The sequence below is a fragment of the Paenibacillus sp. J22P169 genome, from assembly GCF_059691995.1.
Genome location: NZ_JCAUAO010000011.1, coordinates 110,046 through 128,383, shown reverse-complemented (window position 1 = coordinate 128,383; position 18,338 = coordinate 110,046). Strand labels below are relative to the sequence as shown.

The 18,338-nt window shown below is 47.7% G+C and carries 15 protein-coding genes; 5 read left to right on the top strand and 10 right to left on the bottom strand.

What is annotated here, in order from left to right:
- Positions 1-118: 118 nt before the first annotated feature.
- The 4 genes from AC58QG_RS31500 to AC58QG_RS31485 all read left to right on the top strand — a co-directional run bounded on the left by AC58QG_RS31500 (position 119) and on the right by AC58QG_RS31485 (position 6,446).
- Positions 119-685: a DUF4912 domain-containing protein gene (locus AC58QG_RS31500; RefSeq protein WP_497365984.1), complete on the top strand. Its 567-nt coding sequence runs from the start codon at positions 119-121 to the stop codon at positions 683-685.
- Positions 682-3,714 carry a 1,4-alpha-glucan branching protein domain-containing protein gene (locus tag AC58QG_RS31495; RefSeq protein WP_497365983.1) on the top strand — a complete coding sequence of 1,011 codons (3,033 nt, stop codon included), beginning with the start codon at positions 682-684 and terminating at the stop codon, positions 3,712-3,714. The genes AC58QG_RS31500 and AC58QG_RS31495 overlap by 4 nt, the downstream gene beginning before the upstream one ends.
- Positions 3,715-3,893: 179 nt before the next feature.
- A complete protein-coding gene (locus AC58QG_RS31490) occupies positions 3,894-5,855 on the top strand; it encodes a glycoside hydrolase family 15 protein (protein WP_497365982.1) in 1,962 nt (653 codons plus the stop codon).
- A 294-nt stretch (positions 5,856-6,149) separates the two neighbouring features.
- On the top strand, positions 6,150-6,446 hold the full coding sequence (locus tag AC58QG_RS31485; protein WP_497365981.1) for a hypothetical protein: 297 nt from the start codon (positions 6,150-6,152) through the stop codon (positions 6,444-6,446).
- Here the strand turns inward: AC58QG_RS31485 and AC58QG_RS31480 are convergent.
- The 5 genes from AC58QG_RS31480 to AC58QG_RS31460 form a co-directional block, all read right to left on the bottom strand.
- Positions 6,443-6,751 (bottom strand): glycine cleavage system protein H, encoded by a 309-nt coding sequence (locus AC58QG_RS31480; protein ID WP_497365980.1) that lies wholly within the window; start codon positions 6,749-6,751, stop codon positions 6,443-6,445. The genes AC58QG_RS31485 and AC58QG_RS31480 overlap by 4 nt on opposite strands.
- 79 nt (positions 6,752-6,830) lie before the next feature.
- Positions 6,831-7,379, bottom strand: a complete 549-nt coding sequence (locus tag AC58QG_RS31475) for a peroxiredoxin (RefSeq protein WP_028554012.1) — start codon at positions 7,377-7,379, stop codon at positions 6,831-6,833.
- A gap of 274 nt (positions 7,380-7,653) precedes the next feature.
- Positions 7,654-8,733, bottom strand: coding sequence for a 3-isopropylmalate dehydrogenase (gene leuB, locus AC58QG_RS31470; RefSeq protein ID WP_056835930.1), 1,080 nt, complete (start codon positions 8,731-8,733; stop codon positions 7,654-7,656).
- A gap of 186 nt (positions 8,734-8,919) precedes the next feature.
- A complete protein-coding gene (locus AC58QG_RS31465; RefSeq protein ID WP_497365979.1) occupies positions 8,920-9,375 on the bottom strand; it encodes a DUF2269 family protein in 456 nt (151 codons plus the stop codon).
- A 128-nt stretch (positions 9,376-9,503) separates the two neighbouring features.
- Positions 9,504-10,340: a VanW family protein gene (locus AC58QG_RS31460; RefSeq protein ID WP_497365978.1), complete on the bottom strand. Its 837-nt coding sequence runs from the start codon at positions 10,338-10,340 to the stop codon at positions 9,504-9,506.
- Positions 10,341-10,560: 220 nt separating this feature from the next.
- Between AC58QG_RS31460 and AC58QG_RS31455 the strand changes: the two genes are divergently transcribed.
- A complete protein-coding gene (locus AC58QG_RS31455; protein ID WP_497365977.1) occupies positions 10,561-11,247 on the top strand; it encodes a putative endonuclease domain-containing protein in 687 nt (228 codons plus the stop codon).
- 524 nt (positions 11,248-11,771) lie between these two features.
- On the opposite strand, the gene AC58QG_RS31450 is transcribed toward AC58QG_RS31455, so the two are convergent.
- From AC58QG_RS31450 to ilvB, 5 genes are all read right to left on the bottom strand, one after another.
- Positions 11,772-12,968 (bottom strand): aminotransferase-like domain-containing protein, encoded by a 1,197-nt coding sequence (locus tag AC58QG_RS31450; RefSeq protein WP_497365976.1) that lies wholly within the window; start codon positions 12,966-12,968, stop codon positions 11,772-11,774.
- Positions 12,969-13,060: 92 nt separating this feature from the next.
- On the bottom strand, positions 13,061-14,608 hold the full coding sequence (locus tag AC58QG_RS31445) for a 2-isopropylmalate synthase (protein ID WP_497366030.1): 1,548 nt from the start codon (positions 14,606-14,608) through the stop codon (positions 13,061-13,063).
- Positions 14,609-14,769: 161 nt separating this feature from the next.
- On the bottom strand, positions 14,770-15,762 hold the full coding sequence (ilvC, locus tag AC58QG_RS31440; protein WP_056609110.1) for a ketol-acid reductoisomerase: 993 nt from the start codon (positions 15,760-15,762) through the stop codon (positions 14,770-14,772).
- Between the two features lie 137 nt (positions 15,763-15,899).
- A complete protein-coding gene (ilvN, locus tag AC58QG_RS31435; RefSeq protein ID WP_497365975.1) occupies positions 15,900-16,388 on the bottom strand; it encodes an acetolactate synthase small subunit in 489 nt (162 codons plus the stop codon).
- Positions 16,385-18,130, bottom strand: a complete 1,746-nt coding sequence (ilvB, locus tag AC58QG_RS31430; RefSeq protein WP_497365974.1) for a biosynthetic-type acetolactate synthase large subunit — start codon at positions 18,128-18,130, stop codon at positions 16,385-16,387. The genes ilvN and ilvB overlap by 4 nt, the downstream gene beginning before the upstream one ends.
- Positions 18,131-18,338: the final 208 nt, after the last annotated feature.

Here is an 18,338-nt window from a genome sequence, read left to right as displayed (position 1 = left end):
TCCTTCTTACAACATAAGCAAGTATACGTTTTTCGGTTACCCTAATACGAATTGTCTTCTGACTAATGCCATACACGCCTTCCTATGTGAACTCTGAATTCTGATATTTCTAGAAAAGGTGAGTCTGATCTCTATCCAAGCACGTCCCTTTGCCTATGATCGCGATACCCTTTATTTACTGGCACAATCCCCTTGCGTTCAATTTATTTATTGGCAGCTCTCAACCAGTAAGCAAATGCTCCTTCAGGAGCACTTCCAGAAGGACTGGCGGTCATTAACTCCCACACTCCGGTTTCATGAAGTTAGCGTCCCATCTCCCAGCAAGTCTTTCACCGAGCTGTGGAAACCCGTCGAGCGGGTCTCAGAGCTATTACTTCCCCCAGGAGATTCCTGCTTTCTAAGCGGGTTAGCTTTCAGCCAATCGTACTTTGCAAGTCTGGGTATCCGGAATGAACAAGGCTATTTTCTACCGCTTCTACATTCCAATACCATTCAAATTCCAGCGCCAAACTTATCTAATACGCAGCATCCAGCCGAATCTGATCAGCCTTACATCTACCAGCTGACATCTCATCTTTTAACGCAAGTAACGCCCGATGCACATGCGTATTTCTCGGCCTATTCGGTGTATGTCCCGAAGAACACTTACCTTGTAGATATGGAATCCGGAGGCGATACTGATTGAGCACTAACGTACAAGGCTTTGTTGCTTTGCTCTTGCATGCCCATATCCCTTATGTTCGCCATAATGCATCTGAAATTACGTTGGAAGAACGCTGGTTTTTCGAGGCGGTTGTCGATACGTACCTACCTCTCATCGACATGATGGAGAGACTCATTGAAGATCATGTCCCTTTCCGTCTTACCCTGTCCTTATCTCCGCCACTGCTTGCCATGCTGGAGGATTCACGGCTGCACCTGCGACTTCGCAAGCACCTTTCCTCGCTATGCGAGTTGGGACAGCGGGAAGTTATTCGCCTGTGGGGCAACGAAGACCTCGGCCCGCTTGCCAAGCTGTATGCTGATCAGTATCACCGGCTCAGCCTCTTATATGATCGCTTACACGGCGATCTCATTGCGAAGTTCCGCAGCCTCAGCAGCTCAGGCTGCTTAGAATTAATAACCTGTGCCGCTACACATGCATTTTTGCCTTTGGTCAAGCACGATGCCACATTACGCGCGCAGCTCGAAGCGGCAGTGCAGGAATTCCGCCGGCATTTTGGCGTCGCGCCTGCAGGCATCTGGCTGCCAGAATGCGGCTATTCCCCTGCGCTTGAGCCTCACCTGCGAGCGCTAGATCTTCGCTATTTCGTCGTAGAAACGCATGCGCACACCTTAGCACGCCGCGACGGAAAGCCGGATATCGAGGGAAATGCGGACATCGAAGGATTGCCGCTGCGAACGCCAGGCGGCGCTTGCGCATTCGCCAGGGATCCTAAGGCCGGCGCCAACGTATGGAGCGCCGAGGCCGGGTATCCCGGCGACCCCGACTATCGCGAGTATTATCGCGATATCGGGCATGATCTCGGCCGCGAAGGCGGGGCCGAGTGGGCTTACTTGAAGCCCTACGTGCTGCCAGATGGCGCACGCATCAACACGGGCTTCAAGTACTACAGCGTCACCGGCGACGGTGACGCCAAAGTGCCCTACCACCCGGCGCGCGCCGCTCAGAAAGCTCAGCAGCACGCTGAGCATTTCATCGCTAGCCGGGTCGCGCAGGTGCGCCGCCTCGCGGAGCGGCGCACAGCATTAAGCGCAGAAGGTGCTTCTGCGCCTGAAGAGCCCTCAGTCATCGTATGTCCATACGATGCCGAGTTGTTCGGGCACTGGTGGTACGAAGGCCACCAGTGGTTGGAAGCCGTGCTGCGCGGCCTTGCCGCGCGCAGCGATGAAAGCGTAGTCGTGCAGACGACTACGCTTGGCGGCTACGCCGCCGCCCATCCGCCGACCACCATCGCTGCGCTTCCGGTGTCGAGCTGGGGCCGCGGCGGCTATGCCGAGGTCTGGCTGCAGCCGCGCAGCCAGTGGGTTACGCCGCGGCTGCACGCGGCGGAGGATCGTATGGTGCTGGCTGCGCAGAAGCACCCTGACCCGGCAGCGCTTAGCAGCTTGCAGCTACGCGCGCTGAATCAAGCCGCACGGGAGCTGATGCTCGCGCAGAGCAGCGACTGGACGTTCATTTTGGATGCGGATACAGTCACTTCATATGCGAAGAAGCGTATCGAGACGCATTTATCCCAGTTTCATCACCTTTTGAACAACTTAGATAAAGCGGTCCCTGATAAAGAGCTGTCTACGCTGGTTCATGCTTTAGAACGGAAATCTCCTTTTTTACCAGAACTTCATTATCTCATTTTTCAGTCATCTTCTGCTCAGCATGCCATTCAGCGCTCATCATCACGTGTAGATACCGTAATCCCATTAAATGAAGTTGCCGTTGCCTCTTACACAGAAGCAGTACAACGCAGCCAGACATCTAAGCTGCGCATTCTCATGCTCGCTTGGGAATACCCGCCACATGTCATAGGCGGTCTTGCAAGAGCCGTCTGCGATTTATCCAAACAACTTGCTTCCGATGGCCACACCGTTCATGTCATCACCTGTGCATCTCCTGGATGTCTGCCCTATGAAGTTTCAGAAGGCGTCCATATTCACCGTGCGGAAGTACTCCCAGCGACGGACTCCCTGCATTTCTTGGATCGCGTATTCCAAATGAATATGGCGTTCACCGATCTCATGTTGGGATTATCACGGCAGGGCCTCGTGTTCGATTTGGTACATGCGCATGACTGGCTTGTTTACTACACAGCTCACATTGCCAAGCAAGAATTGTGTCTCCCGCTGCTAGCAACGATTCACGCGACAGAAACAGGACGTAATCTAGGAAAGCTCGAGTCACCACTACAGAAGCGGATTCATACCTTAGAAGGAAAATTAACAGAAGCGGCCGATCATCTTATCGTTTGCAGTCTATTCATGCAGCAGGAGATCAAGGCGCTCTTTCATATCCCTATTCACAAAATATCGCCCATTCCCAACGGGGTTGCTTCCTTCCGGAATCCTGAACCCTCGTTGCCAACAATGAATGTTCAGCTTGCAAACTCCATTTCTGCTCATGAAATGCCGCAGCGCATTCTTGCTTTTCTAGGACGACTTGTTTATGAAAAAGGTGTACACACCCTTCTAGCCGCGATGCCGCTCGTACTCGCTAAATTCCCGGATGCCAAGCTCGTCATCGCCGGTACGGGTCCTGAGCGTGATGCCTTGGAGGAGCTCGCTGCTAGCCTAGGAGATCGGGTAAGCTTCACAGGCTTTCTTGATGATGCTGACAAAAGCTTACTTTTACACTCGGCAGAGCTTTGTATCTTCCCAAGTCTCTATGAACCTTTTGGCTTGGTCGCATTGGAAGCAATGGCCAGCGGGACGCCGCTCATCGTCTCTGATACTGGTGGACTTACCGAGATCGTTAGCCACGGGATTAATGGATATACATGTCCTCCTGGCGATAAAGATGCTTTAGCCGCACAAATCATTCAGCTTTTAGAGCAACCGCTGTATGCGTCTAAGCTTGCTTCCACCGCCTTACGAAACGTTCATAGCCATTATGACTGGGCGAAAATCGGATCTTTGACAACTCAGGTTTACGAGACTTTAATATCCAATCTGGCTGCTCCAACCAGTCATTCCCCGCATCAAAAGGAAATAATCAAATAATTTGGATATCTCCTCCAAATGTAAGCGTGACCAGTAAGAATTTTCAGAATTTTTTCAAAGAATCATTGATTCCTTTGTCATAATTAGGTAACCTATTGGCAAGACTTGTGCTCCATCGTTCAGTCCTCCTGGCCTGATCTGAATGCGCGATCAAACAAAAGAGTGGGGAAGTGATTGTATTGCCAAGACATCTGGTCATCGGAAATGGAAAATTCCTTATTAACCTCGATCAGCATTCCTACATGCGAGATCTGTACTATCCTTTCGTAGGCCAGCTTAACCATATTGGCGGTTATCAGTGCCGTGTTGGTGTATGGGTAGATGGGAACTTCGCATGGCTGAATGCCCCTGAGTGGCAATTCAAGCTTGCGTATGTGGAGGATTCCCTCGTCACAGAAGTGACTGCTACACATCCCGGCCTCGGTGTTACTCTGCTTATGAATGACGGCGTTCACCAGCGTGAGGATATTTATTTGAAACGAATTCACATTACCAATCACACGAATACGGTTCGTGAAGTACGTATGTTCTTCAACCAAGACCTGCTCATTAATGAGACAGAGGTTGGCGATACAGCCGCTTACTACCCTTCAACGAATACCGTCTTTCATTATAAAAAGGATCGTTATTTCATGTTTAACGGCAGTACCGGCACGGAGGGTATTTATCAATATTCTACGGGTGTCAAAAGGTTCTATAACGCCGAAGGCACATGGCGGGATGCTGAAGATGGCCATCTGATGGGCAATGCCATTGCACAAGGGTCGGTCGATAGTACGATATCTTTCCGACTGTTCGTCCCACCTAACGGAAATCAAACACTCTACTACTGGATGGGCGCAGGCAAGAATTTGGAGGAAGTTAAGAAGCTCGACTCTTACGTCAAAGACAGCCACCCAGGCAAGCTGCTTGACCGCGTGACGGTGTATTGGCAGCGTTGGGCGAACAAAATCGATCGTGATTACTTCGATCTCACACCTGAAGTGCAACGTCTCTTCAAACAAAGCCTCCTGCTCGTCCGCACGCAAACCGATGTCAACGGTGCAATCATTGCCGCGAATGATTCCGACATCATGCAAAGCAACCGAGATCATTACAGCTACATGTGGCCGCGCGATGGCGCGTTAATCGCCTATTCCATGTCGATGGCTGGCTACCAAGGGATGATTATTCCGTTCTTTAACTTCTGTGCGAACGTGCTGTCGCCTGAAGGTTACTTGCATCACAAATACAACCCCGACGGCACCGTAGGCTCAAGCTGGCATCCGTACATTCATTCCGGTCGCGTGCAGCTCCCAATTCAGGAAGATGAAACGGCGCTTGTCCTATTTGCCCTCTGGCAGGATTTCCAGAAAAATGGAAGCTTGGAATTTGCCCAATCGTTATATCGCAATCTCATTCGTAGAGCGGCCAGATTTATGTCCACCTACATTGATCAAGAACTGAATCTACCGAAGCCGAGCTACGATCTGTGGGAAGAGCGCTACGGGATCTATACCTTTACAGCCTCTGCTGTATACGGTGGTCTGATCGCTGCCTCGAACTTCAGCAACTTGTTTGGGGATGAGGAGCGAAGCAATCGCTACAAGCATACGGCTGAGAAAATTAAATCAGGTATCCTGAAGCATCTTTGGGATGAAGGTGAACAACGATTCGTTCGCGGCTTATATATGGAAGACGGTCAATGGGTCAAGGATATGACCTTGGAAAGCTCCGTGTACGGTATTTTTGAATTTGGCGTACTGCCTGCTGACGATCCGCGTGTGGTAAGTACGATGCAAGCGAACAAAGAAGGTCTTATGATCAAAACCGAAGTCGGTGGCTCTGCCCGTTATCATCATGATTATTACTTCCAACGCTCCACCGATATTGAGAAAGTGCCAGGGAATCCTTGGATTATTTGTACACTTTGGATTGCTGAATGGGAAATTGAGTACGCCAAAACGATTGCTGATCTCGAAGCTCCGCGCAAAACGCTGGAGTGGGTAGTCAAACATGCCATGGAAAGCGGCGTGTTATCCGAGCAATTAGATCCATTCTCCGGCGAGCCGGTGTCCGTTGCTCCACTTACATGGTCTCATGCGACCTATGTACTGAGTGTGGTCAAATATCTGAACAAATTTAAGCTCCTTGCCAAATAGTAAATTGTGTCGGCCGTTCTCTAAGGGGGACGGCTTTTTTCCAGTACAGGCAAGTCCCATTATAGTAGCCACCTAAGCTAGAAGTCCTTTAAATGGAAAATATACATCTAATCCCTGGATTTTTATGTATACTTGAAGATTAGATGGGTTTCCTACAGTTAAATTTAGCAATTCGGCAGGTTATGGGGTAAATATTGGGGATTAGATGTAGAGTATACAGTTATTCATCAATCTTGCTTGGAATAATCAGAATTAGCGGGAGAAAATCCAGTTATTTATCGAGGAGGTGTGTAGATGGGTACTTTTATCACCTTTTTTATTTTCGCAATTGCTGTTCTATTCCTTTTTTCAGCCTTTTCCCATGAGTCTCGCAATAGGAATCGGCGCAGACGCCGACATGACAACCATGACACCAGCTATAGCGGCTTTGCTAGCGATTCCTCGCTGTACGAGGATCATCGTCATCATGGTGGTCATCATCATGGCGGTCATGGCAGTCATGGCAGTCATAGCGATCACGGGCACTCCAATGATAGTGGCGGGAGTGGAGGCGGGGATTCTGGTGGTGGCGATGGCGGCGGCGGGGACTAAGCCAAGGCTACTCGAAACAACCAGCCCTTATCATAGGGCGACTCATACAGCAGCATGGTGGCGCGTTCTACCAACATATTCACAGCAATCACATTCCCTGCCACAGGGGAAAATAAGTCATATTCATCAACAGCGGTTTCGAGTGTGCTCATGAACGCCCCTTTAGTTAACTCGGCGCCCTTCTCTGGCAGCTCGATGAACAGAATCATTCCCCACTTCTCTAAGGCATGCTCAGTAAACCCAATAACCGCTTCATCGCCTTCTTTACGTATCCAATATAATTCTTCCGTCGTTATACTATCCATCGTCTGTTCTCCTTATGAAGAAAGGCCCCTCCGCCCGCATTCGCATGCTTACCGAGGGGCCTTTCTATGTAGTTAAAACTTATTTAACAACCAAGTTTTTGTCGCCTGGTTTCCAGTTCATTGGGCACAATCCGCCGGATTGAAGCGCTTGAAGCACACGAAGAGTTTCTTCAACGCTGCGGCCTACGTCGTTGTGGTTAACAACTTCGTATTTCAATTCGCCTTCTGGATCGATGATGAAAAGACCGCGAAGCGCGATACCTTCTTCTTCGATTAGAACACCGTAATCGCGAGCAACGGATTTCGTAATGTCAGCAGCAAGTGGGAATGCCAATTTGCCAAGACCATTATCGTTAACCGGTGTATTGATCCACGCTTTGTGTGTGTGGATGCTGTCAATGGAAACACCAAGAATTTCAGTGTCCAATGCTTTGAATTGGTCAGCAGCATAGCTAAGTGCTGTGATTTCAGTTGGACATACGAATGTGAAGTCCAATGGGTAGAAGAAAAGAACTAACCATTTTCCTTTGTAATCGGACAAAGATGCTTTACCAAATGCTGTACCGTCACCTGTAGCTGTCTCCATTGTAAAATCAGGAGCTTGTTTACCAACTAAACGTTCTGCCATGGGTATAATTCCTCCTCAAAATCTATCTAAATTCTATATTATCCGTATAAAATGGTATCATCCCCCTACTTGAAAGTCAATAATTAGATCGTGTACTAGATAATAATTATTTTAATCCAAGGAAGATATCGAGCAAGAATCCGATTCGATTAACCTATGATACTGAGATTCGCGGCCAATTCGACTTATACTGCTCATCATTGCCCTCGTTGTATAAAAAAAGCCCGCATTCCAGAAGCAATCCTGCTTCGAAAGTGCGGGCTTATTATTTTGATTATTTGCGCATAGCGTCAACAATCAATTGACCCATTGCCAGCGTACCGATCGCTGTGCTCTTATCCACTGCGATGTCGCCTGTACGATGACCAGCGTCCAACACTTCTTTCACAGCACGCTCGATGGAATCCGCTGCTTCGTGGTAGCCGAAAGTCAAACGGAACATCAAGGCAACGGAAAGGATTGTTGCGATTGGATTGGAAATACCTTGACCTGCAATATCAGGCGCAGATCCGTGTACCGGCTCGTACAAGCCGAAGCTGCCTTCGCCTAGGGAAGCAGATGCTAGCATCCCGATGGAGCCTGTCAGCATCGCTGCTTCGTCGCTCAAGATGTCGCCGAACATGTTCTCTGTTACGATAACATCGAAGCTGGACGGACGGCGAAGCAATTGCATCGCACAGTTATCAACCAATACGTGCTCAAGTTCAACATCTGGGTAGTCAACCGCGATACGGTTAACCGTTTCACGCCATAGACGGGAAGTTTCAAGTACGTTTGCTTTGTCAACGGAAGCAAGCTTCTTACGACGTGTTTGCGCAATTTCAAACGCTTGACGCGCGATACGCTCGATTTCAGTTACATTATATGCACAAGTATCAACCGCTTCTTGACCATTTGCAGTTTCGCGACGGAATTTCTCACCGAAGTAAATACCGCCAGTCAACTCACGAACAACGATCAAATCTGTGCCTTCAAGAACTTCTGGTTTCAAAGTGGAAGCTTCTTTCAAGCAATCGAAGATGAAAGCAGGACGGATGTTCGAGAACAAGCCAAGTGCTTTACGAATGCCTAGAAGACCTGTTTCAGGACGAAGCTCTTTGGAATTGTTATCCCATTTCGGGCCGCCAACTGCTCCAAGAAGTACAGCGTCTGCGGATTGACAAACTTTCAACGTTTCTTCCGGAAGCGGTGTCCCTTTCTCATCGATCGCGATACCGCCGAAAAGCGCGTGTTCTGTTTCAAATTGATATCCGAACAATTCTTCCGTACGTTTCAATACTTTTTCTGCTTCTGCAACGACTTCTGGACCAATACCGTCCCCAGCGATTACCGCAATTTTTTTAACATCAGCCATGACAATCATTCACTCCTTATTTTAGCAAACCTAGTTTGTTAGCATTCCTATCGTTATATCCTGAACTCATTGTACCATAAGATGACACCCTACTTTAGATATAAAAGCTATCGCTTTGATAGTTTATTCCTATAACCATTCATGAAAAATACCCTCTCTTGGTTTTAGCAAGAAAGGGTTCGCGCTTTAGCTTGGTTTGATGATCATGAAGATGAACAAAATAACACCTACAGTAGATGCCGCATAGAAATAATTACGCGCCCTCACCCATTGCAACAGCTGCTCTCCTGGCAGCGTAGTCGCCTTCTGATTCGAAGGATCCAATACCCAGCCTCCGAGTTTCTTCTGATTAGGAGTTGCGAAGCCGATGGCAATAATTTGAATGATCACATAAGCCACAAGTGAGCCGATCAGCCAAATTTGCATGATGGAGCCGTAATCGCCTAACCAAATCAACAATAGACCCGTTAGCACGGCAAGGGTGCCGCCGATTTTCGGGAAAATTTCCAACCGGCTCCCTACACGTAAGGACATCCGCAATTCCTCAAGCGTTTGTTTTTTTCTGAGCAGCACATGAGCAAAAAACGTTGGACCAACCCCGATAATGGCAGACAGAACATGAATGAGAACAAGGAACTTCACGCCAATTCACCTCTCAACTCGTAATATATAAACAACACAGTTTATAACATACAATCTAGAGGAAGAATTTTCTATGATGTCCACCACCAATAGTGGATATTTTTACCATAATTTCGATTAAAATTTCATCAATTTTTATTGCTCTCTCCAGCTGTCAGCAAAGGTTCGTACATCATAATCGCATGGTTATCCGTCACCCATTCATCCCTTACGAGCTGCCCTTCTCTATTCATTACTCTTCGATGGATTTCATTATGTCTGACATACTCGCCCCAAAATTCCCGTGTAATCCGATGACTTTTTTCATAAATCTCATAGCTATGAAGGCCAGGGCTGAGTGAACGCCATTCCCCTATCAAATGGGTATCCGTGACATGAATGATGAGCTGATACGCTTCCATCGTTTCGTTCCGAAATTGCAAATCCAAGTAATTATAATAACACGTTGCCCCACTCCCAAAAGGCTGAACTCTTCCCGCATCTGGAAAAACATCATAACTATGACGATACCTTTCCGTTACGGTAAGCGGTGTATGCAAGGTCATCCAGTAGATTAAATTCGAAAGTTGGCATAAACCGCCCCCAACTCCCGTCTTCACCTTCCCATGAAAGAGAACCATCCCATCGACATATCCCTTTCTACGGGTTGTACTGCCAATTAAGCGCCAATAGGAAAAAGTCTCACCAGGCTGGATAATCACGCCATTCAACTGTTTGGCAGCGAGTTTCAAATTTATGACCTTATTATGCTGAAGCCACATATCTACATCTTTCAACTGTCTTAAAAGAGGGGTACGATGCGTAAAAGCAAGGTGAGGAAGTATCGCACTCTGTTTATGGGAGGCATACGTTTTGCCATCGAATAACCAGGCCAAGTATCGTTTCAATCGGAATGCTTTGATCCCAAGATAAATCCTAGCACGACTTCTGTGGATCGGTTTTAAGGGTTGTTTCGGCTTATTCATCCGTCAAATAGTCCCCTTTCTCAGTTCCTTGTTCCTATCTTAATTTCAAAATAATCCCAAGTCAACGGACACAAAACCGCCTCCAAGTTTGATCACTCCTTTATACTCGTGTTATAATGTAAAAAAATGGCAGTGAAGAACACGCCGCTTCTCTAGTTCAGCCTTTGCTGATGCTAGGAAGCGGCTTCTTTATTTTCTGAAAAAGGGGCGAGATTGGATTTTGTCATCATTCGATAAATCTTATGAGGCATTCATGCAGGGGCATTATGATAGGCGTAAAGGCGAACGACTACGAAGATTAATAGAAGGGCATAGTCATGCCGAGCGATTATTTCTTAAACAAGTGTGGTGGAAGGCTTTAGGTGAGTTTCTATATTTGCATCCAGAGTTTGAGGTCAAGGATTTCCGTGATGGCACCCGTTATATCGATTTTGCCTACATTCGACAGGGGCTGAAGCTTGCTATCGAAATTGATGGGTACACCACACACGCCAGCCAGATCAGTCGCACACAATTCTCTGATGGACTCATTCGTCAAAATCACTTGATGATCGATGGATGGAAAATATTGTGTTTTTCCTATGATGATGTGAAGAATCGTCCTCGTATGTGCGAGCAGATACTCCTGCAATTTATAGGGAAGTATTTCAGCGAGCAACATGGGGTGCAAGAACAGTACGGGGAGTTAAGTATCATTGAAAAAGCGATTTGTCGGCTAGCACTATCACATGGAAAAACGATCTCTCCTCGTCATGTGTCTGAACTTTTTCAATTCGGAATTAAGAAATCCAGGAAGATCCTTCACCAGATGAAAGAGAAACGACTTCTCATCCCCGCGATTGAAGGGCAGCAGCGGATAAGATTCTATCAATTACACCCGTCAGTTGCCATCCAGATGGTTAGATGAGGGGGCGAGGGGATTTGAAGCAGTGATTTAAGGCCCTTTTCGGGCCTTATCTGCGCCCACGCGTCATTTCTCCCGTTCCCGCCCGACGTAGTCGGCGCGCTGCTCTTTAAGGCCCTTTTCGGGCCTTATCTGCGCCCACGGGCGGCGGACCACTGCTTTAACGCCCAAAAAGGGCGTTATTTCATCCGTTCCCGCCCGGCGGAGTCAGCGCGCTGCCCTTTTCGGGCCTTATCCACGCCCACGGGCGACGGATCACTGCAATAACGCCCATAGAGGGCGTTATTCCTCCCGTTCCCGCCCGACGCAATAGGCGCGATGCTCTTTAAGGCCCTTTTCGGGCCTTATCCGCGCCCACTGGCGACGGATCACTGGCAATAAGGCCCAAAAAGGGCGTTATTTCATCCGTTCCCGCACGACGCAGCCTGCGCGCTGCCCTTTAAGGCCCTTTTCGGGCCTTATCCACGCCAGACCGCGCCACAAAAAAAACACCCAAAGCCAACGGCCTTGGGTGCTGCATCTCAAGCTTATGCGTTTTGCAAATACGACTCCATCGCCTTCGCGAGCTTCTTCATACCCAGAATCGTCGTTTCACGATCAGTGTGCGTGTAGTTCAGGCGCATCGTGTTGTACTGCGGATTCTCCGCGTAGAACGTAGCACCAGGAACAAAGGCAACGCCTTCTTTGACCGCGATTTTCAACAAGTCCGCTGCGTTAATTTGCTCAGGAAGCTCAACCCAAATGAACATGCCGCCCTTTGGCTCTTCCCATTTCAGACCTGGCCAGTTCAGCTCTGTGAGCAGCCCTGACATGAACTTCATCCGATCCAGATACTGCTCACGGATTAAGGAAATATGAGCGTCCAGATTGAAATGCTCAAGCAAGTGATACAGCGTTTGCTGATCGATCGTACTGGAGTGCAGATCCGCTGACTGCTTGAAGCGTGCAACCTGACGAATAAGTGACTCGTCGCCCATCACCCAACCCGTACGGAAAGCAGGGGCTACGGTTTTGGAGAAGGTGCTCGTGTAAACAACGTTACCACCCTCAGCTTTGCCACCAAGCGAGTACACAGTCGGATAGCTTTCGCTCTCGTCGAACTGGATTTCCCCATACGGGTCATCTTCCAGAATGAGCACATCAGCGCCGCGGCAAATATCCAGCAAGCCTTGACGACGTTCCAAGCTCCATGCACGACCCGCAGGGTTGGAGAAAGTTGGAATTACATAAACCATTTTCGGATTATGCTTCGCAATTTTAGCTGACAAATCATCGAGAATCATCCCGTCGCTATCGCTGTCAACGGAATATATTTTCGCGCCTTTGGCTTGGAACACTTGGATCGCTGCCAAATACGTCGGGCTTTCAACGAGAATAACATCGCCTTCGTCAATATATACACGTGTCAAAAGGTCAATCGCTTGCTGCGACCCTGTCGTCAACAGCATTTCGTCTGGGGTAACCAGCATGTTCTTCGCTGCCATCCGCTTACATAAGGATTCGCGCAACGGCTTGTAGCCTTCTGTCAAACCGTATTGCAGCGCAGACTTACCACCGCCAATAACTCTTGTGAACGCTTCACTGACAGCGTCTAACGGGAAAAACTCTTCAGCAGGCAATCCGCCAGCAAAGGAAATAATCGAGCTCCCTTGTGTCAGCTTAAGAATTTCTCTTACAGCCGACGATGAGAAGCCTTCCAACGATTTAGAAAATCGATATTTCATACAGGGACGCATCCTTTCGCATTTGTAGAAAGCACCCCTCCTCGAATCGTGGAGGTGAGGTGCTTATCCGGGTTGCCATGATAGCTAAGAGATTATATTAACGTAACGTTGCTTCTGTTACTTGTTGGGTTTTTGCGTTTCTCGATGAGTCTGTTCACAGCGTCTAGGTAAGCCTTCGCGCTAGCTTCCAGAATATCTGTTGAAATACCGCGCCCTTGAACGGAAATGGTGTCCTGTTTCAGAACCACGTGAACTTCACCAAGCGCATCTTTCCCGTGTGAAACGGATTTGATGGAATAGTCATCAAGCTCCACGTTTTCCTTCGTGGCTTTATCAATCGCGTTGTAAATCGCGTCAACCGAACCGTTACCTACCGCGCTTTCAGCCACTTCGCTGCCATCTTGGAAGCGAACATGAACTGTTGCGGTTGGCGTCATTTGGTTGCCGTAGGCAACTTGAAGCGTGCCAAGTGCGAAAACTTCCGGTGTCTCGATCAATTTCTCTTCGATCAAAGCACGAATATCTTCGTCTTCTACCTGCTTCTTGCGATCCGCCAAATCTTTGAACTTAGCGAAAGCCACGTTTACTTGCTCGTCGCCGAGCTCATAGCCGAGATCAATGAGCTTCTCACGGAATGCATGACGTCCGGAATGTTTGCCCATGACGAGCTTACTTTCCTTCACGCCGATCGTTTCTGGAGACATAATCTCGTATGTGGTTTTCTCTTTGAGCATACCATCCTGATGGATGCCGGACTCATGCGCGAAGGCGTTAGCGCCAACAATCGCCTTGTTGCCTGGAACCACCATGCCTGTCAGCTTGCTGACAAGACGGCTGGTGCGGTAGATCTCGTTCAGCACAAGCGAAGTCTTCGCTTGGTAGAAGTCTTGGCGTGTTTCCAGCGCCATAACTACTTCCTCGATCGAGGTGTTCCCTGCTCGCTCGCCAATTCCATTGATAGTGCCTTCGATTTGATCTGCACCATTCAGAACAGCAGCGAGCGCGTTCGCAGTCGCCATGCCTAAGTCGTCATGGCAGTGCGCGCTCAATTGAATTTTCTCAATGCCTGGTACTGTTTCCTTCAGCATTTTGAAAATATTACCGTAGTCATACGGTGTCATAAATCCGACCGTATCTGGAATATTCACGACAGAAGCGCCAGCACGAATCGCCATGCTTGTCACTTCAGCGATAAAGTCCAGCTCTGTACGTCCAGCATCCTCGAGTGAGAACTCGATTTTGCTGAAATACTTCTTCGCATATTTAATTGCCGCCTCAGCCGTTTCCAGCACCTGGTGCTTCTCCATCCGCAGCTTATGCTGACGGTGAATCGGAGACGTAGCAAGGAAAAGATGAATGCATGGATCTTGTGCACCTTGAAGGGCTTCACGCACAGCCTCGATATCATTCTCTCTCGCACGGGACAAACCGATAACAGAAGCATTTTTAATCGCTCTAGCGACCGCATTCACACCCGCCAAATCCCCTGGTGATGCCGCAGGAAAACCAGCCTCCATACGATCCACACCCAGCTTCTCCAGCTGCAAGGCGATCTCAACCTTCTCCTGTGTATTCAAGTTCACACCTGGTGATTGCTCTCCATCACGAAGGGTTGTATCAAAAATGTAAATTTTACGCACCATGTCACCTCCTAAAAGTTCTCAATAGAAAACTTGCTTCGTAAGCTTTTGCTAAGATATTTTTTCCAAGTCGTTATAGTATTCACAGGGAGCAATTGGGAAATTCTCCTCAATCACTCCCTGTGGGATGTACAACCTATAAGATTCAATAATACCGAAGATTATTTTTTGATCCAGTGCATCATTTCGCGCAATTGTCCGCCAACAACTTCAATTGGATGTTGAGCTTCGTTACGACGCGTTGCGTTCATGAATGCGAAGTTGGATTGGTTTTCCAAGATGAAGTCGCGAGCGAATTTACCTTGTTGGATGTCGGAAAGAACTTCTTTCATCGCTTTTTTCGTTTCAGCTGTGATGATACGAGGACCAGTTACATAGTCACCATACTCAGCTGTGTTGGAGATGGAACTGCGCATGGAAGCAAGTCCGCCTTCATACATCATATCAACGATCAATTTCAATTCGTGCAAGCACTCAAAGTAAGCCATTTCAGGTGCATATCCTGCTTCAACCAATGTTTCGAAACCAGCTTTTACTAGTTCAGAAGCACCGCCACAAAGAACAGCTTGCTCACCGAACAAATCAGTTTCTGTCTCTTCACGGAAAGAAGTTTCGATAACGCCTGCACGTGTACAGCCGATACCTTTTGCATAAGCAAGACCGATTGCTTTTGCATTGCCAGTCGCATCTTTCTCGATTGCGATCAAGCCAGGTACACCAAAGCCTTCAACGTACGTACGACGTACCATGTGACCAGGGGATTTAGGAGCTACCAAGAATACATCTGTACCTTCAGGAGCAACGATTTGTCCGAAATGGATGTTAAATCCGTGGGAGAACATGATTGCTGCGCCTTTTTTCATGTTCGGTTGAATGGACTCACGGTAAACGCGAGCTTGTGTTTCATCCGGCATCAAAATTTGGATAACATCAGCGCGACGTGCTGCTTCTTCTACAGATACAACTTCGAAACCATCGTTTTTAGCTGCGTTCCATGAACGGCCTTCACGAAGCCCGATAATAACGTTCAACCCGCTATCACGCAAGTTTTGTGCTTGTGCGTGCCCTTGGGAACCATAACCAACTACCGCAATCGTTTTACCTTTAAGTACCGCTAAGTCTGCATCTTTTTCATAGTAAGTAGTAACTGCCATTCGAATAAATCCTCCTTTGATATAATGAATCCGTTTTGTCTACCCCTTGAGTGGGTGTTTCAACGATTTACCGTGGTACTTCGCTGAAACCCCCACTCAAAGAGAGCTTACTTCTCATTGAAAATGGGTGTTTCTATTTATTTAACGGAACCGCGAATCATCGCAGTAACGCCCGTACGGGAAAGCTCACGAATGCCATAAGGACGAAGCAATTCGACCATAGCATCTATTTTATCTGAATCTCCAACAACTTGCACGATCAATGAAGACGGACCGATATCGACAACTGCCGCGCGGAACGTTTCAACGATGCCTAGAATTTCTGGGCGCATGATCGGTTCAGCATTTACTTTAATAAGTGCGAGTTCTCTGGCTACCATTGGATTGGAGCTCAGATCTATAACCTTGATGACATCAATCAACTTGTACAATTGTTTGGAGATTTGCTCCAACGTATTATCATCACCTGTGGTTACAATGACCATCCGAGAAAGTCCGATTTCCTCGGACTCTCCTACGGTGATGCTTTCAATGTTAAAGCCTCTACGTCCAAACAGACCAGATACACGCTGTAGAACACCAGGCTGATTGTTTACGAGTACGGAAACTGTATGTTTAGTTGTCATTCCGAATCCCCCATTAACATGTCACTAATTGTATCGCCCGCTTTAACCATTGGGAATACATTCTCGCCCTTCGGTACGACGAAATCAATAACGACAGGCCCCGGTGTATCGAGGGCTTCCTGCCATGCTCTTCTAGCTTCTTCTTTCGTCGTTGCACGCAAGCCTTTCACGCCGTAAGCTTCTGCAAGCTTCACGAAATCAGGGCTTCCTGCCAAATCAATGTGACTATAGCGATTATCATAAATGATTTCTTGCCATTGGCGAACCATCCCAAGTACTTGGTTGTTGATAATAACAACTTTAACCGGAATGTTGTTGATCGCACAGATCGCAAGCTCTTGCGCACACATCTGAACGCCGCCATCTCCATTAATGGAAACAACCAGCTTATCAGGGTTCCCCATTTGAGCGCCGATCGCGGATGGGAATCCGAAGCCCATTGTGCCAAGTCCACCTGATGTTACTAAGGAGCGCGGGTTTTTGAATTTATAGAACTGCGCGGCCCACATTTGATGTTGACCAACGTCAGTTGTAATGATCGCTTCACCTTTAGTTGTTTCACTGATCATTTCAATAACGTATTGCGGTTTAAGCTCAGTTTCAGTTTCGCCGTATTTCAACGGGAACTTCTCTTTGCTTTCTTGTAACTCAGCGATCCACGCTGCGTTATTCGCAGGCTTTGCTTTCGTATTCGCATACTCGAGAACGGCTTTCACATCACCTACGCAAGGGATATCCGTTTTCACGTTCTTACCGATTTCCGCTGGATCCACATCGATATGCGCGATTAGTTTCACCTTTGGAGCAAAACCATTCAAATTCATCGTTACCCGATCATCGAATCTGGAACCGATTGAAATCAATAGATCTGCATTTTGGATCGCTGTGTTAGCTGTAAACGTTCCGTGCATTCCCGGCATTCCGAGCCATAGCTCGTGTGCACTCGGGAAGCCGCTTAAGCCAAGCAATGTTGTTGCAACAGGGATCCTTGTTTTATTAACAAATTCGATCAATTCATTGGAAGCATTGGCATAAACAACGCCGCCCCCTGCAATGATAACTGGACGTTCAGCCTCTTCGATGGCTTTGATCAGCTTATCGACTTGCAGCTTGTTAGGTTGCACCGTAGGGTTGTAACCACGAATGCTTACATCCTTTGCAGGCTTAAATATCGTTTTATGAGCGGAGACATCCTTTGGTATGTCAATGAGAACCGGCCCCTTACGACCTGTGTTCGCAATATGGAAGGCTTCATGAATGATTCGCGGCAAGTCATTTACGTCTCTAACCAGATAGCTGTGCTTCGTAATCGGCATTGTAATGCCGGTAATGTCAGCCTCTTGGAAAGCATCCGTACCGATAAAGCTTGTTGCCACGTTACCTGTAATAACAACCATAGGAACAGAATCCATATATGCTGTAGCAATCCCTGTGACGAGGTTCGTAGCCCCCGGTCCGGAAGTTGCGATACATACACCAACTTTACCTGTTGAACGAGCGTAGCCATCAGCCGCATGAATCGCGCCTTGTTCATGTCTAGTCAACAAGTGATTGAAATCGTCAAAACCATGCATCGCATCATAGATGTACAATACAGCGCCGCCTGGATATCCAAAGACGCAGTCCACACCCTCCAGCAATAAGCTTCTTAGCAAGATTTCGGAACCTGTAATCAGGTCAGGCTGCGACAGCTTTTCAATTAGTTCTTCTTTAGAGCGTTTTGGTTCAGTTTGAACATTCATTGTGATCCTCCTCTCGAAAAGTCAATTCGTGTCATCGTCTACCATGCCATGAAAATAAGAAAAACCCCTATCATCCCGGACACGCACTTAACGTGTTCAACGGGACGAAAGGGGTTTAAGCTTCCGTGGTACCACCCAAATTTGCTATATGCCTCACAGCACATAACCTTAGCAGGTATGTTCATAAATGAACATTACCCTCAGCACG